Source organism: Vibrio sp. 10N.286.45.E10, from assembly GCF_002874195.2.
GTDB classification, from domain to species: domain Bacteria; phylum Pseudomonadota; class Gammaproteobacteria; order Enterobacterales; family Vibrionaceae; genus Vibrio; species Vibrio crassostreae.
Genome location: NZ_MCWD02000003.1, coordinates 446,765 through 469,535 on the forward strand (window position 1 = coordinate 446,765; position 22,771 = coordinate 469,535).

Below are 22,771 nucleotides of genomic sequence, written 5' to 3' on the forward strand. Positions count from 1 at the left end.
GTAGAAGTCCTATGAGTTTTAAAGATTTACGTGATTTTATCGACCATCTTGAAAGTATTGGTCAGTTGAAACGCATTTCTCACCCAGTCGATCCAGACTATGAAATGACCGAGATTAGCGACCGTACTCTACGTGCTGGTGGCCCGGCTCTTTTGTTTGAAAATCCAGTAGGCTATGACATGCCTGTTTTGACTAATCTATTTGGTACACCTAATCGGGTTGCTATTGGTATGGGGCGTCAGGAAGTCAAAGAACTGCGCGAAGTGGGTAAGTTGCTTGCTTACCTAAAAGAACCAGAGCCACCAAAAGGCTTTAAAGACGCTCTTGATAAACTGCCTGTGTTTAAGCAAGTCTTAAACATGCCAGCTAAACGCCTTCGCAAAGCGGCTTGCCAACAAGTGGTATGGCAACGCGATGACGTCGACTTAGATAAAATCCCCGTGATGAGCTGTTGGGCTGACGATGTCGCGCCATTGCTAACGTGGGGATTAACGGTTACTCGTGGTCCGAACAAGAAACGCCAAAACTTAGGTATCTATCGTCAGCAGAAGATCGGTAAGAACAAAATCATCATGCGTTGGTTAGCCCACCGTGGTGGCGCGCTGGATCTACGCGATTGGATAGAAACCAACCCAGGTAAACCATTTCCGGTATCGGTAGCATTTGGTGCCGACCCTGCCACCATTCTTGGTGCGGTTACGCCAGTGCCGGATACTTTATCTGAGTACGCGTTTGCAGGCTTACTACGTGGTAGTAAAACTGAGGTCGTTAAATCAATCAGCAACGACTTAGAGGTTCCTGCAAGTGCGGAAATCGTGATGGAAGGTTACATCGACCCGAATGAATTTGCGGATGAAGGGCCTTACGGAGACCATACTGGTTACTACAACGAGAAAGAAAAGCACCATGTGTTTACTATTACTCATGTAACTATGCGCGAAAACCCTATCTATCACAGCACCTATACTGGCCGTCCACCTGATGAGCCTGCGGTATTGGGTGTTGCACTAAATGAAGTGTTTGTGCCTATTCTTCAAAAGCAGTTCCCAGAGATTGAAGATTTTTATCTACCGCCTGAAGGTTGTTCGTACCGAATGGCAGTCGTGACCATGAAGAAGCAATACCCAGGTCACGCCAAGCGAGTGATGATGGGTGTATGGTCTTTCTTACGCCAATTCATGTACACCAAATTTGTATTGGTGTGCGATGAAGATGTCAATGCACGCGATTGGTCTCAAGTAACCGCAGCGATGTGCGAACATATGGATCCGTCACGCGATAGCTTGATGATAGAGAACACGCCGATCGATTCATTGGATTTCGCATCGCCCGTGGTTGGGTTAGGTTCTAAGATGGGCCTAGATATCACTAAGAAGTGGGATGCAGAGTTAGCGCTATATCCAGATATTCAATCAGCACCTACAAATAGTGAACATATAGAGGGTAGCTTGGCTGAGTTAACTAAGGCTCACCCTGAAATTATTGATATTCACCTACAGAACGACAACGCCAGTATGGTTGTGGTGTCTATTGATAAGCAAGCTACAGGTAATGGTAAGAAAATCATGGAAGCAGTTTGGTCTCAATTTGATGAAAACAAGTTTGTTATCGTGTGTGACGGCGATGTCAACGTGAGTGATTGGAATGACATTATTTGGGCGGTAACGACAAGAATGGATCCGGAGAGAGATACGTTATTCCTACAGAATGAAAATGGACACTCCAAAATGGGTCTCGATGCGACCAATAAGTGGGAAGGTGAATGCCTTCGTGAGTGGGGTGTACCAATCACAAAAGATCCTGATGTCGTCAAAAAGATTGATAGCATCTGGGAACAGCTAGGAATTTCATGAGCTACCAAGTAGTCTTATACCCAGAAAACATCAGTTTCACCGTAGAAAAAGGGCAAACGGTCTTGGATGCTGCGCTCAACAGCGATATCTATTTCCCAAACCGTTGCCAAGTTGGCGCATGCGCAATGTGTATGTGCAAAAAATTAGAAGGGCAAGTGAGTTACCACCTTGAACCCATGCTCACAGAGAAAGAGCAGCAACAAGGCTGGATTTTTGCTTGCCAAGCATTTGCAGAAAGTAATTTAGTTCTAACCTTTGCCGATTAAGGGTTAGTAAGAGGAAGAACATGACTATTAAATGTAAAGTGAAGTCTATCGAGCCTTTGGCTTGTAATACTTACCAAATCCTACTTCACCCAGAAACACCCGTCGCTTTTAAAGCGGGTCAGTATCTGATGGTTGAAATGGGCGAGAAAGATAAGCGCCCATTCTCTATCGCAAGTAGCCCTTGCCGTCACGAAGGTGAACTTGAACTACACATAGGCGCTGCTGAGCACAATGCTTACGCACTAGAAGTGGTTGAAGCGATGAAGAAGGCACAAGCTGAAAATGGCGATATTGCTATTGATGCTCCACACGGAGATGCTTGGATTAAAGAAGAAAGCGATCGCCCTCTATTATTGATTGCTGGTGGTACTGGTTTCAGTTACGTGCGTTCTATTCTGGATCATTGCATCGCGCAAAATAGCTCGAAAGAGATCTACCTATATTGGGGCGCGAAAGATGAGTGCCAGTTATATGCGAAAGAAGAGCTGGTTGGCATTGCAGAAAAGCATAGCAACGTACATTTTGTACCAGTAGTAGAAGAAGCACCGGAAGTGTGGCACGGTCAAACAGGTAATGTGCTTGAGGCTATCACGCAAAGTTTCGAATCATTAGCTGATTTTGATATCTATATTGCAGGTCGTTTTGAAATGGCGGGTGCTGCAAGAGACCTATTTACTCAGAATAAAGAAGCAAAGCGTGCTCATATGTACGCTGATGCTTACGCATTTATCTAACAATACCTTTAGATTTTGAGTAAAAAGAGAGCAGAAATGCTCTCTTTTTTACGTTTAGGTGAACTATTAGGCAGTTAACCCCTATTTATTCATTTTTTATGAAAAAGTAGTTGCTAAGCTGAGAGGGTTCCCTATAATGCGACACCACTGAGACGGCAGACGCCACAAGGCTTCAGCAAGAATCAGTAAGACGGAAAGCGACAAAAAATTAATTTTCAAAAAGTGTTTGACACTGAATGTTAATTCGCTAGAATGGCCGTCCACTTCGAGAGGCTCCTTACTTAAAAGGAACGCTTAAGAAGTTAAGCTCTTTAACAATTTAAACCTATCAATCTGTGTGGGCACTCGTTGATGAATATCAAAACGTTATTACTTAGGTAGTAACAGTTACTTCGGTAACAACATTGATTTCAATGAACTGAGTGACCAATACAAATAACCTCGGTTATTTGGCACAGTCAATTCATTATCATCCTGTTGGAATGGTAATAGCTTTAAAATTACATAGTAGTTTTGAAGTCAGTATTCGTTGAGTCACAAAATCTTAAATTGAAGAGTTTGATCATGGCTCAGATTGAACGCTGGCGGCAGGCCTAACACATGCAAGTCGAGCGGAAACGACACTAACAATCCTTCGGGTGCGTTAATGGGCGTCGAGCGGCGGACGGGTGAGTAATGCCTAGGAAATTGCCTTGATGTGGGGGATAACCATTGGAAACGATGGCTAATACCGCATAATGCCTACGGGCCAAAGAGGGGGACCTTCGGGCCTCTCGCGTCAAGATATGCCTAGGTGGGATTAGCTAGTTGGTGAGGTAATGGCTCACCAAGGCGACGATCCCTAGCTGGTCTGAGAGGATGATCAGCCACACTGGAACTGAGACACGGTCCAGACTCCTACGGGAGGCAGCAGTGGGGAATATTGCACAATGGGCGAAAGCCTGATGCAGCCATGCCGCGTGTATGAAGAAGGCCTTCGGGTTGTAAAGTACTTTCAGTTGTGAGGAAGGGGGTGTAGTTAATAGCTGCATCTCTTGACGTTAGCAACAGAAGAAGCACCGGCTAACTCCGTGCCAGCAGCCGCGGTAATACGGAGGGTGCGAGCGTTAATCGGAATTACTGGGCGTAAAGCGCATGCAGGTGGTTCATTAAGTCAGATGTGAAAGCCCGGGGCTCAACCTCGGAACTGCATTTGAAACTGGTGAACTAGAGTACTGTAGAGGGGGGTAGAATTTCAGGTGTAGCGGTGAAATGCGTAGAGATCTGAAGGAATATCAGTGGCGAAGGCGGCCCCCTGGACAGATACTGACACTCAGATGCGAAAGCGTGGGGAGCAAACAGGATTAGATACCCTGGTAGTCCACGCCGTAAACGATGTCTACTTGGAGGTTGTGGCCTTGAGCCGTGGCTTTCGGAGCTAACGCGTTAAGTAGACCGCCTGGGGAGTACGGTCGCAAGATTAAAACTCAAATGAATTGACGGGGGCCCGCACAAGCGGTGGAGCATGTGGTTTAATTCGATGCAACGCGAAGAACCTTACCTACTCTTGACATCCAGAGAAGCCAGCGGAGACGCAGGTGTGCCTTCGGGAGCTCTGAGACAGGTGCTGCATGGCTGTCGTCAGCTCGTGTTGTGAAATGTTGGGTTAAGTCCCGCAACGAGCGCAACCCTTATCCTTGTTTGCCAGCGAGTAATGTCGGGAACTCCAGGGAGACTGCCGGTGATAAACCGGAGGAAGGTGGGGACGACGTCAAGTCATCATGGCCCTTACGAGTAGGGCTACACACGTGCTACAATGGCGCATACAGAGGGCAGCAAGCTAGCGATAGTGAGCGAATCCCAAAAAGTGCGTCGTAGTCCGGATTGGAGTCTGCAACTCGACTCCATGAAGTCGGAATCGCTAGTAATCGTAGATCAGAATGCTACGGTGAATACGTTCCCGGGCCTTGTACACACCGCCCGTCACACCATGGGAGTGGGCTGCAAAAGAAGTGGGTAGTTTAACCTTTCGGGGAGGACGCTCACCACTTTGTGGTTCATGACTGGGGTGAAGTCGTAACAAGGTAGCCCTAGGGGAACCTGGGGCTGGATCACCTCCTTATACGAAGATATTCACGATAAGTGTCCACACAGATTGATGGTTTAGATTTAGTTAAAGCCAGAGCTTTAATTAATAACGTAAGTTATTGATTAAAGCTTTTTGCTTTATGCTCTTTAACAATTTGGAAAGCTGACTGATTGATTACTTACGAGTAATCCAATCAAATTTAAAAGTTCTCAATGTTTACCTTTATGGTAAACACAACAAACACATTCAAGTGTCTTGTATTCGATTCAAACTTGTTTGAATCACATTGAGTCCGGCAAACAGTCATTGAGAATTAACCCTTCTTAATGACAACCAAAAACCTTGGTTAGTTGCCATACGCTTATTTGTCTTCACTTTTTAAAGTGAAAGCAAATAGAAACCCTTTCGGGTTGTATGGTTAAGTGACTAAGCGTACACGGTGGATGCCTTGGCAGTCAGAGGCGATGAAAGGCGTAATAACTTGCGATAAGCCCAGATTAGGTAGTAATAACCTTTTGAGTCTGGGATTCCTGAATGGGGAAACCCACTTACATAAGTAAGTATCCTGTTGTGAATACATAGCAACAGGAGGCAAACCGGGGGAACTGAAACATCTAAGTACCCCGAGGAAGAGAAATCAACCGAGATTCCGAAAGTAGCGGCGAGCGAAATTGGATTAGCCCTTAAGCTTTTAATGATGCAGGTGAAGAGTCTGGAAAGTCTCGCAATAAAGGGTGATAGCCCCGTAACCGACACATCATAATCAGTGAAAACGAGTAGGGCGGGACACGTGATATCCTGTCTGAATATGGGGGGACCATCCTCCAAGGCTAAATACTACTGACTGACCGATAGTGAACCAGTACCGTGAGGGAAAGGCGAAAAGAACCCCTGTGAGGGGAGTGAAATAGAACCTGAAACCGTGTACGTACAAGCAGTAGGAGCACCTTCGTGGTGTGACTGCGTACCTTTTGTATAATGGGTCAGCGACTTAATTTTAGTAGCAAGGTTAACCGTTTAGGGGAGCCGTAGGGAAACCGAGTCTTAACTGGGCGTACAGTTGCTAGGATTAGACCCGAAACCAGGTGATCTAGCCATGGGCAGGTTGAAGGTTGAGTAACATCAACTGGAGGACCGAACCGACTAATGTTGAAAAATTAGCGGATGACTTGTGGCTAGGGGTGAAAGGCCAATCAAACCTGGAGATAGCTGGTTCTCCCCGAAAGCTATTTAGGTAGCGCCTCGGACGAATACTACTGGGGGTAGAGCACTGTTAAGGCTAGGGGGTCATCCCGACTTACCAACCCTTTGCAAACTCCGAATACCAGTAAGTACTATCCGGGAGACACACGGCGGGTGCTAACGTCCGTCGTGGAGAGGGAAACAACCCAGACCGCCAGCTAAGGTCCCAAAGTATAGCTAAGTGGGAAACGATGTGGGAAGGCTCAGACAACCAGGATGTTGGCTTAGAAGCAGCCATCATTTAAAGAAAGCGTAATAGCTCACTGGTCGAGTCGGCCTGCGCGGAAGATGTAACGGGGCTAAGCTATACACCGAAGCTGCGGCTACGTACCTTAGGGTATGTGGGGTAGGGGAGCGTTCTGTAAGCCGTTGAAGGTGGTCTGTAAGGGCTGCTGGAGGTATCAGAAGTGCGAATGCTGACATGAGTAACGATAAAGGGAGTGAAAAACTCCCTCGCCGGAAGACCAAGGGTTCCTGTCCAACGTTAATCGGGGCAGGGTAAGTCGACTCCTAAGGCGAGGCCGAAAGGCGTAGTCGATGGGAAACAGGTTAATATTCCTGTACTTCTTACAATTGCGATGGGGGGACGGAGAAGGCTAGGTGGGCCTGGCGACGGTTGTCCAGGTTCAAGTACGTAGGCGGGTGGTTTAGGTAAATCCGGACCGCTACTAACGCTGAGATACGATGTCGAGCTACTACGGTAGTGAAGTCATTGATGCCATGCTTCCAGGAAAAGCCTCTAAGCTTCAGATTGTAAGGAATCGTACCCCAAACCGACACAGGTGGTCGGGTAGAGAATACCAAGGCGCTTGAGAGAACTCGGGTGAAGGAACTAGGCAAAATGGTACCGTAACTTCGGGAGAAGGTACGCTCTTATCAGTGAAGTCCCTTGCGGATGGAGCAGACGAGAGTCGCAGATACCAGGTGGCTGCAACTGTTTATTAAAAACACAGCACTGTGCAAAATCGTAAGATGACGTATACGGTGTGACGCCTGCCCGGTGCCGGAAGGTTAATTGATGGGGTTAGACTTCGGTCGAAGCTCTTGATCGAAGCCCCGGTAAACGGCGGCCGTAACTATAACGGTCCTAAGGTAGCGAAATTCCTTGTCGGGTAAGTTCCGACCTGCACGAATGGCGTAATGATGGCCACGCTGTCTCCACCCGAGACTCAGTGAAATTGAAATCGCTGTGAAGATGCAGTGTACCCGCGGCTAGACGGAAAGACCCCGTGAACCTTTACTACAGCTTGGCACTGAACATTGAACCTACATGTGTAGGATAGGTGGGAGACTTTGAAACCGCGTCGCTAGATGTGGTGGAGTCGTCCTTGAAATACCACCCTTGTAGTTTTGATGTTCTAACGTTGGTCCCTGAATCGGGATTACGGACAGTGCCTGGTGGGTAGTTTGACTGGGGCGGTCTCCTCCCAAAGAGTAACGGAGGAGCACGAAGGTGGGCTAAACACGGTTGGACATCGTGTGGTTAGTGCAATGGCATAAGCCCGCTTGACTGCGAGAATGACAATTCGAGCAGGTGCGAAAGCAGGTCATAGTGATCCGGTGGTTCTGAATGGAAGGGCCATCGCTCAACGGATAAAAGGTACTCCGGGGATAACAGGCTGATACCGCCCAAGAGTTCATATCGACGGCGGTGTTTGGCACCTCGATGTCGGCTCATCACATCCTGGGGCTGAAGTCGGTCCCAAGGGTATGGCTGTTCGCCATTTAAAGTGGTACGCGAGCTGGGTTTAGAACGTCGTGAGACAGTTCGGTCCCTATCTGCCGTGGGCGTTGGAAAATTGAAAGGGGCTGCTCCTAGTACGAGAGGACCGGAGTGGACGAACCTCTGGTGTTCGGGTTGTCATGCCAATGGCATTGCCCGGTAGCTAAGTTCGGAATCGATAACCGCTGAAAGCATCTAAGCGGGAAGCGAGCCTTGAGATGAGTTTTCCCTGACGCTATAAGCGTCCTAAAGGGTTGTCGTAGACTACGACGTTGATAGGCAGGGTGTGTAAGTGCTGCGAGGCATTGAGCTAACCTGTACTAATTGCCCGTGAGGCTTAACCATACAACACCCAAGGGGTTTTGTGGACTCAAAGAAATACCAAACACTTGAATGAGTTTGAAGAGACTTTTAAATCAGTTTTCCAGATTATTTTGCCTTCAGTTTTTAAAAAACTGAAAGTAAAAGCAAAATTTGCTTGGCGACCATAGCATTGTGGACCCACCTGATTCCATGCCGAACTCAGAAGTGAAACACAATAGCGCCGATGGTAGTGTGGGGCTTCCCCATGTGAGAGTAGGACATCGCCAGGCTTTAAATTCGACTTTGTCTACAAAGTAGACAAGTCACCATAGAGTTCTAAGTTTTCTTAGTATTTTATGTTGACTTTCAAAGTAGAAAGCGTATTATACGCGTCCTGCTTAAGTGCTAAGGCACTGAAAGCAAAGCTCTTTAACAATTTAAACCTATCAATCTGTGTGGGCACTCGTTGATGAATATCAAAACGTTATTACTTAGGTAATAGCAGTTACTTCGGTAACAAAATTGATTTCAATGAACTGAGTGACCAATACGTTTAACTACTTGTAGTTATTCGGCACAGTCAATTCATTATCATTCTGTTGGAATGGTAATAGCTTTAAAATTACATGTTCACGTTCCTTTTTCGAAAAGAGCGAATAAATATTAGTTTTGAAGTCAGTATTCGTTGAGTCACAAAATCTTAAATTGAAGAGTTTGATCATGGCTCAGATTGAACGCTGGCGGCAGGCCTAACACATGCAAGTCGAGCGGAAACGACACTAACAATCCTTCGGGTGCGTTAATGGGCGTCGAGCGGCGGACGGGTGAGTAATGCCTAGGAAATTGCCTTGATGTGGGGGATAACCATTGGAAACGATGGCTAATACCGCATAATGCCTACGGGCCAAAGAGGGGGACCTTCGGGCCTCTCGCGTCAAGATATGCCTAGGTGGGATTAGCTAGTTGGTGAGGTAATGGCTCACCAAGGCGACGATCCCTAGCTGGTCTGAGAGGATGATCAGCCACACTGGAACTGAGACACGGTCCAGACTCCTACGGGAGGCAGCAGTGGGGAATATTGCACAATGGGCGAAAGCCTGATGCAGCCATGCCGCGTGTATGAAGAAGGCCTTCGGGTTGTAAAGTACTTTCAGTTGTGAGGAAGGGGGTGTAGTTAATAGCTGCATCTCTTGACGTTAGCAACAGAAGAAGCACCGGCTAACTCCGTGCCAGCAGCCGCGGTAATACGGAGGGTGCGAGCGTTAATCGGAATTACTGGGCGTAAAGCGCATGCAGGTGGTTCATTAAGTCAGATGTGAAAGCCCGGGGCTCAACCTCGGAACTGCATTTGAAACTGGTGAACTAGAGTACTGTAGAGGGGGGTAGAATTTCAGGTGTAGCGGTGAAATGCGTAGAGATCTGAAGGAATACCAGTGGCGAAGGCGGCCCCCTGGACAGATACTGACACTCAGATGCGAAAGCGTGGGGAGCAAACAGGATTAGATACCCTGGTAGTCCACGCCGTAAACGATGTCTACTTGGAGGTTGTGGCCTTGAGCCGTGGCTTTCGGAGCTAACGCGTTAAGTAGACCGCCTGGGGAGTACGGTCGCAAGATTAAAACTCAAATGAATTGACGGGGGCCCGCACAAGCGGTGGAGCATGTGGTTTAATTCGATGCAACGCGAAGAACCTTACCTACTCTTGACATCCAGAGAAGCCAGCGGAGACGCAGGTGTGCCTTCGGGAGCTCTGAGACAGGTGCTGCATGGCTGTCGTCAGCTCGTGTTGTGAAATGTTGGGTTAAGTCCCGCAACGAGCGCAACCCTTATCCTTGTTTGCCAGCGAGTAATGTCGGGAACTCCAGGGAGACTGCCGGTGATAAACCGGAGGAAGGTGGGGACGACGTCAAGTCATCATGGCCCTTACGAGTAGGGCTACACACGTGCTACAATGGCGCATACAGAGGGCAGCAAGCTAGCGATAGTGAGCGAATCCCAAAAAGTGCGTCGTAGTCCGGATTGGAGTCTGCAACTCGACTCCATGAAGTCGGAATCGCTAGTAATCGTAGATCAGAATGCTACGGTGAATACGTTCCCGGGCCTTGTACACACCGCCCGTCACACCATGGGAGTGGGCTGCAAAAGAAGTGGGTAGTTTAACCTTTCGGGGAGGACGCTCACCACTTTGTGGTTCATGACTGGGGTGAAGTCGTAACAAGGTAGCCCTAGGGGAACCTGGGGCTGGATCACCTCCTTATACGAAGATACTCACGATAAGTGTCCACACAGATTGATTAGGTTTAGAAAAGTTAAGAGACGATATTGGGTCTGTAGCTCAGCTGGTTAGAGCGCTCGCCTGATAAGCGGGAGGTCGGTGGTTCAAGTCCACTCAGACCCACCAATATCGACCTAGATGGGGCTATAGCTCAGCTGGGAGAGCGCCTGCCTTGCACGCAGGAGGTCTGCGGTTCGATCCCGCATAGCTCCACCATCTTTAAGGGTTTTTCTCCTAAGAATCTTTAAAAATGGTTTCGAAAGAAATCAAGCTCTTTAACAATTTGGAAAGCTGACTGATTGATTACTTACGAGTAATCCAATCAAATTTAAAAGTTCTCAATGTTTATCTTTCATTAGATAAACACAACAAACACATTCAAGTGTCTTGTATTCGATTCAAACTTGTTTGAATCACATTGAGTCCGGCAAACAGTCATTGAGAATTAACCCTTCTTAATGACAACCAAAAACCTTGGTTAGTTGCCATACTAGTTTGTTTTCACTTTTCAAAAGTGAAAGTAAAGCTAGAGACCCTTTCGGGTTGTATGGTTAAGTGACTAAGCGTACACGGTGGATGCCTTGGCAGTCAGAGGCGATGAAAGGCGTAATAACTTGCGATAAGCCCAGATTAGGTAGTAATAACCTTTTGAGTCTGGGATTCCTGAATGGGGAAACCCACTTACATAAGTAAGTATCCTGTTGTGAATACATAGCAGCAGGAGGCAAACCGGGGGAACTGAAACATCTAAGTACCCCGAGGAAGAGAAATCAACCGAGATTCCGAAAGTAGCGGCGAGCGAAATTGGATTAGCCCTTAAGCTTTTAATGATGCAGGTGAAGAGTCTGGAAAGTCTCGCAGTAAAGGGTGATAGCCCCGTAACCGACACATCATAATCAGTGAAAACGAGTAGGGCGGGACACGTGATATCCTGTCTGAATATGGGGGGACCATCCTCCAAGGCTAAATACTACTGACTGACCGATAGTGAACCAGTACCGTGAGGGAAAGGCGAAAAGAACCCCTGTGAGGGGAGTGAAATAGAACCTGAAACCGTGTACGTACAAGCAGTAGGAGCACCTTCGTGGTGTGACTGCGTACCTTTTGTATAATGGGTCAGCGACTTAATTTTAGTAGCAAGGTTAACCGTTTAGGGGAGCCGTAGGGAAACCGAGTCTTAACTGGGCGTACAGTTGCTAGGATTAGACCCGAAACCAGGTGATCTAGCCATGGGCAGGTTGAAGGTTGAGTAACATCAACTGGAGGACCGAACCGACTAATGTTGAAAAATTAGCGGATGACTTGTGGCTAGGGGTGAAAGGCCAATCAAACCTGGAGATAGCTGGTTCTCCCCGAAAGCTATTTAGGTAGCGCCTCGGACGAATACTACTGGGGGTAGAGCACTGTTAAGGCTAGGGGGTCATCCCGACTTACCAACCCTTTGCAAACTCCGAATACCAGTAAGTACTATCCGGGAGACACACGGCGGGTGCTAACGTCCGTCGTGGAGAGGGAAACAACCCAGACCGCCAGCTAAGGTCCCAAAGTATAGCTAAGTGGGAAACGATGTGGGAAGGCTCAGACAGCCAGGATGTTGGCTTAGAAGCAGCCATCATTTAAAGAAAGCGTAATAGCTCACTGGTCGAGTCGGCCTGCGCGGAAGATGTAACGGGGCTAAGCTATACACCGAAGCTGCGGCTACGTACCTTAGGGTATGTGGGGTAGGGGAGCGTTCTGTAAGCCGTTGAAGGTGGTCTGTAAGGGCTGCTGGAGGTATCAGAAGTGCGAATGCTGACATGAGTAACGATAAAGGGAGTGAAAAACTCCCTCGCCGGAAGACCAAGGGTTCCTGTCCAACGTTAATCGGGGCAGGGTAAGTCGACTCCTAAGGCGAGGCCGAAAGGCGTAGTCGATGGGAAACAGGTTAATATTCCTGTACTTCTTACAATTGCGATGGGGGGACGGAGAAGGCTAGGTGGGCCTGGCGACGGTTGTCCAGGTTCAAGTACGTAGGCGGGTGGTTTAGGTAAATCCGGACCGCTATTAACGCTGAGATACGATGTCGAGCTACTACGGTAGTGAAGTCATTGATGCCATGCTTCCAGGAAAAGCCTCTAAGCTTCAGATTGTAAGGAATCGTACCCCAAACCGACACAGGTGGTCGGGTAGAGAATACCAAGGCGCTTGAGAGAACTCGGGTGAAGGAACTAGGCAAAATGGTACCGTAACTTCGGGAGAAGGTACGCTCTTATCAGTGAAGTCCCTTGCGGATGGAGCAGACGAGAGTCGCAGATACCAGGTGGCTGCAACTGTTTATTAAAAACACAGCACTGTGCAAAATCGTAAGATGACGTATACGGTGTGACGCCTGCCCGGTGCCGGAAGGTTAATTGATGGGGTTAGACTTCGGTCGAAGCTCTTGATCGAAGCCCCGGTAAACGGCGGCCGTAACTATAACGGTCCTAAGGTAGCGAAATTCCTTGTCGGGTAAGTTCCGACCTGCACGAATGGCGTAATGATGGCCACGCTGTCTCCACCCGAGACTCAGTGAAATTGAAATCGCTGTGAAGATGCAGTGTACCCGCGGCTAGACGGAAAGACCCCGTGAACCTTTACTACAGCTTGGCACTGAACATTGAACCTACATGTGTAGGATAGGTGGGAGACTTTGAAACCGCGTCGCTAGATGTGGTGGAGTCGTCCTTGAAATACCACCCTTGTAGTTTTGATGTTCTAACGTTGGCCCCTGAATCGGGGTTACGGACAGTGCCTGGTGGGTAGTTTGACTGGGGCGGTCTCCTCCCAAAGAGTAACGGAGGAGCACGAAGGTGGGCTAAACACGGTTGGACATCGTGTGGTTAGTGCAATGGCATAAGCCCGCTTGACTGCGAGAATGACAATTCGAGCAGGTGCGAAAGCAGGTCATAGTGATCCGGTGGTTCTGAATGGAAGGGCCATCGCTCAACGGATAAAAGGTACTCCGGGGATAACAGGCTGATACCGCCCAAGAGTTCATATCGACGGCGGTGTTTGGCACCTCGATGTCGGCTCATCACATCCTGGGGCTGAAGTCGGTCCCAAGGGTATGGCTGTTCGCCATTTAAAGTGGTACGCGAGCTGGGTTTAGAACGTCGTGAGACAGTTCGGTCCCTATCTGCCGTGGGCGTTGGAAAATTGAAAGGGGCTGCTCCTAGTACGAGAGGACCGGAGTGGACGAACCTCTGGTGTTCGGGTTGTCATGCCAATGGCATTGCCCGGTAGCTAAGTTCGGAATCGATAACCGCTGAAAGCATCTAAGCGGGAAGCGAGCCTTGAGATGAGTTTTCCCTGACGCTATAAGCGTCCTAAAGGGTTGTCGTAGACTACGACGTTGATAGGCAGGGTGTGTAAGTGCTGCGAGGCATTGAGCTAACCTGTACTAATTGCCCGTGAGGCTTAACCATACAACACCCAAGGGGTTTTGTGGACTCAAAGAAATACCAAACACTTGAATGAGTTTGAAGAGACTTTTAAATACAGTTTTCCAGATTATTTTGCCTTCAGTTTTTAAAAAACTGAAAGTAAAAGCAAAATTTGCTTGGCGACCATAGCATTGTGGACCCACCTGATTCCATGCCGAACTCAGAAGTGAAACACAATAGCGCCGATGGTAGTGTGGGGCTTCCCCATGTGAGAGTAGGACATCGCCAGGCTTTAAATTAAATCTTTAGGTTGACCAACCTGGAGATATGGACGCTCACTTAGTGAGTTGACCACTGCGGAGTGGTAGTTCAGTTGGTTAGAATACCGGCCTGTCACGCCGGGGGTCGCGGGTTCGAGTCCCGTCCACTCCGCCACTTATTAGAAAAGCCCTGCTAGAAATAGCAGGGCTTTTTTACATTTAAAGAAAAGTGTTTTGCCCTTCGGCCGAATGAGTTCCACAAAGGGTTTGCCAGAAGCCCACAATCCCGTCCATTCCGTTACTTATTAGAAAGCCTAGTCTGACGACTAGGCTTTCGTCGTTTCTGGGTTATGAGTTTTAACTCTTGGTTTTGATTTCCGTAAAAGGTTGTTTTGGTTAGTAATCGTTGAATCGACGATTGATTAGAAAGCTGTGTTAGCAATAGCCGGGCTTCACGCTTATGGGCTCTAACATGACAAATTATTTTTAATCAATAAGTTAGCAGGGGTTTTCTAAGTAGCGGTGGCTTCTTAATTACTTCTGTTGAGTGATGATTAAGCCGCGCTTTAAACTTCGGAGTTTTGCTGTGTCTCAGAATTGATTTCGTCTAGAGTCTGAAACTCCGCTGCTATACATTCACTTCTTCAATCTTAAACCAATAGGTTGGTTACGGAGGTAGGCCAGATTTACGAGATCCAATACTTAGAGGTACATTACTTAAATGTAATTTTCATCTAATGATTCCAGTTGCTAAGCCCACTGTAATCTAGAGCTAATCTCTATCAAATGACAACTACTGCGAAACGTCTTTACTTTCTCTCGGTACAAATCCAACCAAGTTATCTGATCATTATTCCTTCAAAAATCTATATAAAGATTGTCAGTCAGCTCAAATGGATTCTAAACAGCTTGTTTTATAATTGGCTAAAACTACATACGGATAGCTCTAAAGTATCCCTCAGTGTTTTTTAGGAAACCTTGCGGGTGATTTCATGAGGATTTAACCTCATGACTTAAAATCAGTACTTATAAAGCATTAATAGCATTTGAAATCCAATGATCAAGATGTGTGACTTATGGATTGTTCCGAGCTAGGCAGGCCTTATTAAAAATGGACGGTGCTTCGGTCAGCAATAAGCTGGGTGTGGAGAAGGGATCTGGATGGAAGACCTTTACTACCATCTCTAGTGTTTGCTTATTGGTACTGAGGAAGTTATCCAAGGTAAACAGTAGATACAAAAAAGCCGATGCTTGGCATCGGCTTCATGATAGTTGTAACAGTTTAAGCTGGTTGAACGAGAGCGAGTGCCTTGCGAGAAACTTCGTGAGCAGCCTTCGTTAAGTTTTGCTTTTCTAGTGCATCAGATAAGTATCCGTAATCTGATACGTTTGAGCGAAGTGCTAGTGCTTTCTCGAAGTGGGTTTGTGCTTCTGACCACTTCTGTTCTCTTAGGTAGAACTGAGCCAATGCGCTGTGTGCTTCGGCATTGCCACCATCTTTACTGATGGCGCGCTCTAGCATCACAACGACTGGGTGGTGATCGGCAAGGTTAAGCTCTGGAAGCAACATGTAGAGCTCATTTGAACCACTCTTCGCAATGTTCTCTTTGATCACAGTGAAGGCTTCTGAGTCAGCTTTACGAGCGATCAGTTGCTTCACAAAGCAGGAAACAAGGTGAGAGCTTTGTTTCTGCTTTCTTGAAAGCTTGTTCCAATGGCTGATTAAACCTTCGCTACCTTGCTGCTGTGCCACATCGTGAAGCAAGCCGCATTGTGCTTTTTGTTCTAACTCAACTTGCTCATCAGCCGTAAGAAGCTTGTTTTTAGCTAGCTTAGGCGTTAACTCTAGTAATGGCTGCCAGAGTTTAAGCTGCATGTAGGTGGCTTTTAATAGGCCAAGTACAGCGGTGTTATTAGGGTATGTACCTTTTAAGGTCGAAAGTGTATCGAATGCGGCTTCGTAGTTCGACTCACTGATCTGTTGTTTTGCTTTAGTTAGCTCAACAGCCAGTAGAGAGTCGTCCTGCTGGCTAGCAAGCTCGATGTACTTATCACGCTCTTTCGTATTACCCTGTTCGTGAGCCGCTTGAGAAGCGACTAAATAACAAAGTAGAGGCATGTCGTGGTGATTCGCCCAGCGAGTTACCTTTTTCTCTGCGCCTTTCCAATCACCCTCAAGAAGCTTGATGATGCCTTCATTGGTATAACGACGCGAGCGTTTTAGTTTACGAACGCTGAACCAGTTCCAAGTTGTTGAGCTCGCGTACATAAGCTTCTTAAATAGGTACTCTAAGCCAAACAGTGCGGCCAAAAGGGCAATCACAAAGATAGCCATTGTTGTCACACTCATCTCAATCGTCTTATTGGCAATTGAGATCAGCACATAACCTTGTTGACCCGAGAACTGAGTACCGACAAACAGACCCGCACCGAGTACAAGGAAAAGAAAAATCAAACGAATCATTATTTCTCCTCCGAGGTCATTACCGTTACCTCACGGCGTAGACGTTCACGAATGACATCTGACAACTCATTTTGAGATTCAAGCTTTACAGGGTATTTCACAGAGATGTTCTGTTCACTTAACTGTTTAATTGCTTTCTCAAATTCAATCACTGAGTTGTTATCTTGGTTTAGATACGCTTTAGACCATTCGCTAGCGGTATTAAGAGCTGCGCTATAGAGTTCACCTTGTTCTTTGTAGACGGCGCGAATCGCGGTTTCTAATTTACCTTTGATGTTTTCACGCAGGTAGAAGTGCTGTTCTGGTGATAGTAGAGGGATAACTTCGCCATCACGACTGCGGAATGTGATGAAGTTTTCTGAGAAGTCTTTCATCGAAGTCATCAGGTTGTTCTGCCAATCATTAATATCTTGCGATACAGCTTTTTTCTCAACAACTGCGGCTTCAGGAAGAATCGCATTGGCAAGCGGAAGCGTATCGACTTGCTGTTGCAGACTTGTGATGCGGAGAACTAAACCGTCACGGTCGATCAGAGGAATTGTGCGAAGTTTAGTAATATCATTGGTCATTGATTGACGCAGTGACACTAAGCTAGGGTCGTTCAGTGCTGCGATACGTTGATCGGCACTTTCCATTAACTTGGTTGCGCTAACGGCATCATGCTCTAGGAACAGTTTACGTCCCGCTAGTTTCACAAGGTAATCGGCTTCGGCAAGTAACCAGTCATTCGGGCGGCGACCTTTAACGTCAGCCACTGCTAACTGTAGGCTTTGAATACTCTTCTGCTGTTGAGACTGTACGACCTGAGTTTTCTCCACCGCGTGTGACGCTTCTTGGATAGTCTCTTGCTTGATGGTTTGTAGGTCTTTATTTACTGCAGATTGGGTATTTTGAAGCTGTGCTTGAAGAGCGGCGATTTGAGCTGAATACTCAGCGCTCTTTTGCTGCATTTGAAATGCGATACCGCCACTGAAAATAATCGAAATAGCGATCGCAATAGCGCCTAGTTTGACACCGCGCTTACCTTGCTTTTCTGCTTTCTCTACTTGCTCTTTATGCTCAGTTTGAGGCTGTTCATTTTTAGCGGTCTTTGACGCAGAGGCGTCAAGCTTCTGTTCGGGCTGTTTTGTCTCTGTAGAGTCAGCTTTTTCGTTTTCAACAACTACTGGCTGAGTGTCTTGTTTCTTTTCAGGTTCAATATGCTCGTTATTTTTTTTGCTTGTCATGCTTATTTCCTGTTCTAGCTAGGGCCGGAGAGCAGCCAGTAATATTTGGTTCGTAGCACTGTGAGTATTGGTCACGTTCGAGAAGCCGAGTTGTTGTGCTCGTTCTACTATGCGCTGACTTGGGACAAATAGGTGTCTTGTTGAAAGCCAAGTCAAATACTCATCAGGGGTAATTGAGCAGAGATACTCCAATTGTTCCTGACTAGTGATGACAACTTTGGACGCTTTTTTGTTTATCCATGTTTGATAGGTATTGTGGTCGCTAATGGGAATATATTCTCTACGGTAGGTCTCACAATAAGAGACTTGTGCACCTCGGTTGAGTAGAGAATCTCTAATGAGCTCACGCCCACCATTACCACGTAGTATCAAAATGGACTTATTTTCTACGCCATTAAGTTCAGTAAGTTTAAGAAGGTGTTCACTATCACTAACTTGAGGGTAGTTTACTTTTTGTTTACAGACTTTGCTTAAAACGTGCGCAGTTTTTTGACCAACGCCAAGATAAAGCGGCGAAGTAGGCCAAATGGATGAGGTTTTCGAAAGGATGTTTTGGGCAGCGGTCACGGCGTGGTGACTGACGGCGATGATGATATCGCTGTTACTGAGCTTGGTGCTTAAATCCGCAGAGTTTGGATTATCAACGATACGAATCAGCGGATGATGGATTGCTTGAATCCCTTCATCCGCTAGTTGTTGGCAAAGCGATTGCCCCTCTGAACCGGGGCGGGTCACCAACACTGTCATGATTATTCTTGGTCAGCGTAGAGCTTGGTTAGGATTTCTCTTGCACCATCATCCAGCAATTGATTTGCTAGAGTCACGCCAAGCGCTTCTGCATCCTTACGAGAACCAGAGATCTCACCACGAACCATCTTAGAACCATCCGGTTCACCAACTAATGCACGTAGCCAGATATTGTCGCCGTCTAATAGTGAATAGCTACCGATAGGCACCTGACAACCACCTTCTAGAGTAAGGTTCATTGCTCGTTCGCAAAGCACGCGATCGGCTGTGTCTTGGTGGTTTAGTGGTTCAAGAAGTTTAATCAGACGCTCATCATCAAGACGACATTCAATGCCAACAGCACCTTGACCGACAGCCGGTAGAGACTGCTCTGGTTCGATAAAGCTACGGATACGCTCTTCAAGTTCTAGGCGCTTAAGGCCAGCTGCCGCTAGGACGATAGCATCGTATTGGCCATCATCGAGTTTACCTAGGCGAGTACCAACGTTGCCGCGTAGCTCCTTGATGATTAAGTCGGGGCGAGACTCAAGTAATTGACACTGACGACGCAGGCTGCATGTACCAACGACAGCACCTTGTGGTAGCTCATCAATATTGTTGTAAGTGTTTGATACGAATGCGTCACGTGGGTCTTCACGCTCACAAATCGTTACCAGACCTAGACCTTCAGGAAAGTCGACAGGTACATCTTTCATTGAGTGAACGGCTAGGTCAGCACGACCTTCTAGCATTGCTACTTCAAGTTCTTTAACGAACAGTCCTTTACCGCCCACTTTAGCAAGAGGAGTGTCGAGGATGATGTCACCTTTGGTCACCATAGTTACCAACTCAACCTCTAAACCAGGGTGAGCAGCTTGCAGTGCATCCCTTACAAAGTATGCCTGCCAAAGGGCAAGAGGGCTTTTTCTGGTCGCGATACGGATTGGTGCTGAATTTGTCATGGTGGTTCCGATATAGGTTCTGTAATAGCCTAATCCTACCATTATGAGGCGAGAATTCTTACTGTTTGATCATTTGATACTTTGATAGCTCAGAGATTTTCATTAGTTCACCAAAATAGTGTGATTGGTATCTCATTTGAAACATGGGCTATTATTAGAAATAGTCAATAAAGAGGACACTACGGCGCCGTGAGTTTAACTTTCTGTCATCAAGGAATTGACCAGTATGACAGGTTCCTTTGCTTTACCATTAAGGCTAAAAGTGTTAAATTGATCACGTTTTGTTGCTGCTTTCGTTCAGTAACTAAACAGAACTGCACTTAACCTCAAACCAAGGACTTACCTTGCAGGCTTACACTCAAACTTTGATTCAACGATTAGACAATCTAAATCAGCAGCGCATTGATCGTGCGTTGGCGTTGATGAATGTGCAAGGCCAGCGAGTTTTCAACCTTATTCCCGCACTGCTTCACTTTAATCACCCGATGATGCCTGGTTATTACGACCAACAAGTTCCTTTTGGAATTCGTAGCTTCACGCTTAATGAATTCCAAAAGCAATTTGTCTCTGATACCGAATTAACGCTGGGTGGTAAACTTACCGAGGCTGCTGAACCTGCCATCCTTGGCTTGTACACCATGGGCAGTACTTCTTCTATTGGTCAAAGTACTTCAAGTGATCTTGATATCTGGGTATGTGTGTCTCCAGATATGGATGGCGCATCTCGCGACAGCCTAACCAACAAATGTCTGCTGATTACCGATTGGGCTGAAACCTTAGGGGTTGAAGCTAACTTCTTCTTGATGGATGAAGAGCGTTTTCGTTCGAACCATTCAGAAGAGATGACCGGTGATAACTGTGGCTCTTCGCAGCACTTGTTATTGCTTGATGAGTTCTATCGTTCTGCGGTTCGTTTGGCTGGCCAGCGCTTGTTGTGGCAAATCATTCCTCCAGAAATGGAAGAGTGTTACGACGAGTATGTTCAAGGCTTATGTCAGGATGGCTATCTTGACTGCTCACAGTGGATCGATTTCGGTAAGCTGAATCGTATTCCCGCTGAAGAGTACTTTGGTTCTAACCTGTGGCAGCTCTACAAGAGTATCGACTCACCGTATAAATCGGTGTTAAAGGCGATCTTGTTAGAAGCTTATTCATGGGAATACCCAAATACTCAATTGTTGAGTATTGATACCAAGCGCCGTTTCTTTGCGGATGAACCTGATCTGTATGGTATGGATAGCTACTATCTGATGCTAGAGAAGGTGACGCGTTACCTAGAGCGTATCAATGACCACACTCGATTGGATTTGGTAAGACGTTGTTTCTACCTAAAGACTCACGAGAAGTTGTCACGCGAAGCTGGCATTGGTTCTGTTGCATGGCGTCGTGAAGCCTTAACTGAGATGACTAAGTCTTGGGATTGGGGACAGGAAATCATTGCTGAGCTCGATAACCGCCGTAACTGGAAGGTTGAACAGGTTAAAGTGGTGCACCATGCACTACTTGATGCCTTGATGCTGAGCTACCGTAACCTGATTCAATTTGCGCGTCGTAATGACATCACTTCAGCCATCAGCCCACAAGATATCAGTATCTTGGCACGTAAACTTTACGCTGCGTTTGAGGTCTTGCCTGGTAAAGTGACGCTACTGAACCCACAAATCTCTCCTGATCTGCATGAACCCGACTTGAGCTTCATCGAAGTTCGTCAGGGTCAGTCGAATAAAGCCGGTTGGTACTTGTATAAACAGCCACTGGTAGCGCATCGTATTCTTGGTCAGCCTTCTCTGGAACACCATGAGTACTTGAGTAAGTTGGTTGCTTGGTCATTCTTTAATGGCTTGATTACTGAGTCGACACGTCTGCACTCTGTGGTGCGTGATGCCCATATTGATATCGATAAGTTCTATCAAATGGTGAGTGATCTGCGTAATACCTTCTCTTTACGTAAGCGTCGCCCAAGTATGCAGGCCCTGGCTAGCCCATGTGAGATTAGCCAGTTGGCGATGTTCATCAACTTTGAAAATGACCCGACTTCTGAATTAAGTGGTCGTGCATTAAAAGTGGATCTCAAGAATGCGGATATCTTCAGCTTTGGTGAAGAAGGTAAGAGTTTAGTCGGTAGTGTTGATTTGGTTTATCGTAACTCTTGGCATGAAGTACGTACGCTGCATTTCCAAGGTGATACGGCGATGCTGGATGCGCTTAAGACGGTACTTGGCAAAATGCACCAAGATGCGTTGCCGCCAGAGTCGGTCGATGTGTTCTGTTACAGCAAAAACCTGCGCGGTGTGATGCGTAACATGGTGTATCAACTGCTTGCCGAGTGTATCGACCTAAGATTGAAACCGATTGAACCAGAGAAGCGCCGTCGCTTTAAAGCCATTCGCTTAGCGAACAAGATGTTTGGCCTGTTTTTTGAGCGCCGTGGTGTGTCGGTTCAGATGTTGGAAAACTCGGTCGACTTCTACCGTAGTATCTCAACCAACAAGCTGAAGGGGTCGCCTTTACTGATGCTCGATAAAGAGCAAGAGTATCAACTGCCAGAAGTGGTGGATGGTTTTGCGAGTGAGGGCTTAATTCAGTTCTTCTTTGAAGATACCGATAAAGGTTTCAATATTTATGTATTGGATGAGTCGAATCAGGTAGAGGTGTATCACCAGTACAGCGGCGAAAAAGATGAGATGATCGCGAGTGTGAACTCTTTCTATACGTCGGTAAAAGATGAGTCGAAGATGTCGTCTAAGTTGATTAACTTTAATTTACCTCAGTACTACCAGATTGTTCACCCTGAAGAGGGTAGCTCCTACGTTGTGCCTTACCGTAACGATGCGACGTTAGCTTCTCGGAGTTCAAAGATAGTCAACATCTAGGCTTATTAAGACTGATTGATATTAAAAAAGGAGTGATTGATTCACTCCTTTTTAGTTTTGCTTACAAATGATTAGACCCAATCGATCTCTTCACCTGCATGCTTCACGCATTCTTCTTTCACCATCTCAAACAGCTCCATGCCCGTCTTTGAACATGTCCACTTGTCGTCAACTAGCTTGAAGTGAAAGCCACCAGATTTAGACGCTAACCAGATTTCTTTCATTGGTTCTTGGCGGTTGATAATGATTTGGCTGCGGTTCTCAAACTCGAGTGTCATTACGTTACCAGTCACTTCGTAATCAATATCTGCCTCTGATTCATCGATAGCTTCTTCGATGTTTTGCATCTGTATATCGACCAGTTGATGAAATTCAGTCTCGTTCATCCTTTCTAT

Annotated in this window: 9 protein-coding genes, 3 tRNA genes and 6 rRNA genes; 13 read left to right on the forward strand and 5 right to left on the reverse strand. The window is 46.7% G+C overall.

Annotation, left to right across the window (positions count from 1 at the left end; genetic code table 11):
* Positions 1–11 precede the first annotated feature (11 nt).
* The 12 genes from ubiD to BCU34_RS23365 all read left to right on the forward strand — a co-directional run bounded on the left by ubiD (position 12) and on the right by BCU34_RS23365 (position 14,300).
* Positions 12–1,853, forward strand: coding sequence for a 4-hydroxy-3-polyprenylbenzoate decarboxylase (ubiD, locus tag BCU34_RS23310; RefSeq protein ID WP_102480837.1), 1,842 nt, complete (start codon positions 12–14; stop codon positions 1,851–1,853).
* Complete coding sequence (locus BCU34_RS23315; RefSeq protein ID WP_008224727.1) at positions 1,850–2,119, forward strand: 2Fe-2S iron-sulfur cluster-binding protein; 270 nt, start codon at positions 1,850–1,852, stop codon at positions 2,117–2,119. Before ubiD ends, BCU34_RS23315 begins: the two co-directional genes overlap by 4 nt.
* A gap of 20 nt (positions 2,120–2,139) precedes the next feature.
* Positions 2,140–2,853: an NAD(P)H-flavin reductase gene (fre, locus tag BCU34_RS23320; RefSeq protein WP_048661170.1), complete on the forward strand. Its 714-nt coding sequence runs from the start codon at positions 2,140–2,142 to the stop codon at positions 2,851–2,853.
* Positions 2,854–3,399: 546 nt separating this feature from the next.
* Positions 3,400–4,954: ribosomal RNA gene (locus BCU34_RS23325) — 16S ribosomal RNA — on the forward strand.
* A gap of 383 nt (positions 4,955–5,337) precedes the next feature.
* A 23S ribosomal RNA gene (locus BCU34_RS23330) occupies positions 5,338–8,231 on the forward strand.
* A 132-nt stretch (positions 8,232–8,363) separates the two neighbouring features.
* A 5S ribosomal RNA gene (rrf, locus tag BCU34_RS23335) occupies positions 8,364–8,479 on the forward strand.
* Positions 8,480–8,891: 412 nt separating this feature from the next.
* Positions 8,892–10,446: ribosomal RNA gene (locus BCU34_RS23340) — 16S ribosomal RNA — on the forward strand.
* 67 nt (positions 10,447–10,513) lie between these two features.
* Positions 10,514–10,590: transfer RNA gene (locus BCU34_RS23345), tRNA-Ile, on the forward strand.
* Positions 10,591–10,604: 14 nt separating this feature from the next.
* Positions 10,605–10,680, forward strand: a tRNA-Ala gene (locus BCU34_RS23350).
* Positions 10,681–11,013: 333 nt separating this feature from the next.
* Positions 11,014–13,907: ribosomal RNA gene (locus tag BCU34_RS23355) — 23S ribosomal RNA — on the forward strand.
* A gap of 133 nt (positions 13,908–14,040) precedes the next feature.
* A 5S ribosomal RNA gene (rrf, locus tag BCU34_RS23360) occupies positions 14,041–14,156 on the forward strand.
* Together the 16S, 23S and 5S rRNA genes with 3 tRNA genes alongside form the textbook arrangement of a ribosomal RNA operon.
* A 67-nt stretch (positions 14,157–14,223) precedes the next feature.
* Positions 14,224–14,300: transfer RNA gene (locus BCU34_RS23365), tRNA-Asp, on the forward strand.
* Positions 14,301–15,407: 1,107 nt separating this feature from the next.
* Here BCU34_RS23365 and BCU34_RS23370 read toward each other — a convergent pair.
* The 4 genes from BCU34_RS23370 to hemC are packed head-to-tail and all read right to left on the reverse strand — an operon-like array spanning position 15,408 to position 19,503.
* The gene (locus tag BCU34_RS23370; RefSeq protein ID WP_102432581.1) at positions 15,408–16,589 is read right to left on the reverse strand and encodes a heme biosynthesis protein HemY; all 1,182 of its coding nucleotides are present in this window, start codon (positions 16,587–16,589) and stop codon (positions 15,408–15,410) included.
* Complete coding sequence (locus BCU34_RS23375) at positions 16,589–17,815, reverse strand: uroporphyrinogen-III C-methyltransferase (RefSeq protein ID WP_048658902.1); 1,227 nt, start codon at positions 17,813–17,815, stop codon at positions 16,589–16,591. Before BCU34_RS23375 ends, BCU34_RS23370 begins: the two co-directional genes overlap by 1 nt.
* A gap of 18 nt (positions 17,816–17,833) precedes the next feature.
* On the reverse strand, positions 17,834–18,562 hold the full coding sequence (locus BCU34_RS23380; RefSeq protein ID WP_048658901.1) for a uroporphyrinogen-III synthase: 729 nt from the start codon (positions 18,560–18,562) through the stop codon (positions 17,834–17,836).
* A gap of 2 nt (positions 18,563–18,564) precedes the next feature.
* Positions 18,565–19,503: a hydroxymethylbilane synthase gene (gene hemC, locus BCU34_RS23385; RefSeq protein ID WP_048658900.1), complete on the reverse strand. Its 939-nt coding sequence runs from the start codon at positions 19,501–19,503 to the stop codon at positions 18,565–18,567.
* A 344-nt stretch (positions 19,504–19,847) separates the two neighbouring features.
* Here hemC and BCU34_RS23390 point away from each other — a divergent pair, with 344 nt between their 5' ends.
* Positions 19,848–22,376: a class I adenylate cyclase gene (locus BCU34_RS23390; protein ID WP_048662861.1), complete on the forward strand. Its 2,529-nt coding sequence runs from the start codon at positions 19,848–19,850 to the stop codon at positions 22,374–22,376.
* A 71-nt stretch (positions 22,377–22,447) separates the two neighbouring features.
* Here the strand turns inward: BCU34_RS23390 and cyaY are convergent, their stop codons facing one another.
* Positions 22,448–22,762 (reverse strand): iron donor protein CyaY, encoded by a 315-nt coding sequence (gene cyaY / locus BCU34_RS23395; RefSeq protein WP_048658898.1) that lies wholly within the window; start codon positions 22,760–22,762, stop codon positions 22,448–22,450.
* Positions 22,763–22,771 lie beyond the last annotated feature (9 nt).

Bases quoted from the DNA above. Each gene is read 5' to 3' on its own strand.
- fre (WP_048661170.1), top strand. From the start codon at position 2,140: ATGACTATTAAATGTAAAGTGAAGTCTATCGAGCCTTTGGCTTGTAAT.
- hemC (WP_048658900.1), bottom strand. From the start codon at position 19,503: ATGACAAATTCAGCACCAATCCGTATCGCGACCAGAAAAAGCCCTCTT.
- BCU34_RS23370 (WP_102432581.1), bottom strand. From the start codon at position 16,589: ATGATTCGTTTGATTTTTCTTTTCCTTGTACTCGGTGCGGGTCTGTTT.
- BCU34_RS23375 (WP_048658902.1), bottom strand. From the start codon at position 17,815: ATGACAAGCAAAAAAAATAACGAGCATATTGAACCTGAAAAGAAACAA.
- BCU34_RS23315 (WP_008224727.1), top strand. From the start codon at position 1,850: ATGAGCTACCAAGTAGTCTTATACCCAGAAAACATCAGTTTCACCGTA.
- ubiD (WP_102480837.1), top strand. From the start codon at position 12: ATGAGTTTTAAAGATTTACGTGATTTTATCGACCATCTTGAAAGTATT.
- BCU34_RS23380 (WP_048658901.1), bottom strand. From the start codon at position 18,562: ATGACAGTGTTGGTGACCCGCCCCGGTTCAGAGGGGCAATCGCTTTGC.
- cyaY (WP_048658898.1), bottom strand. From the start codon at position 22,762: ATGAACGAGACTGAATTTCATCAACTGGTCGATATACAGATGCAAAAC.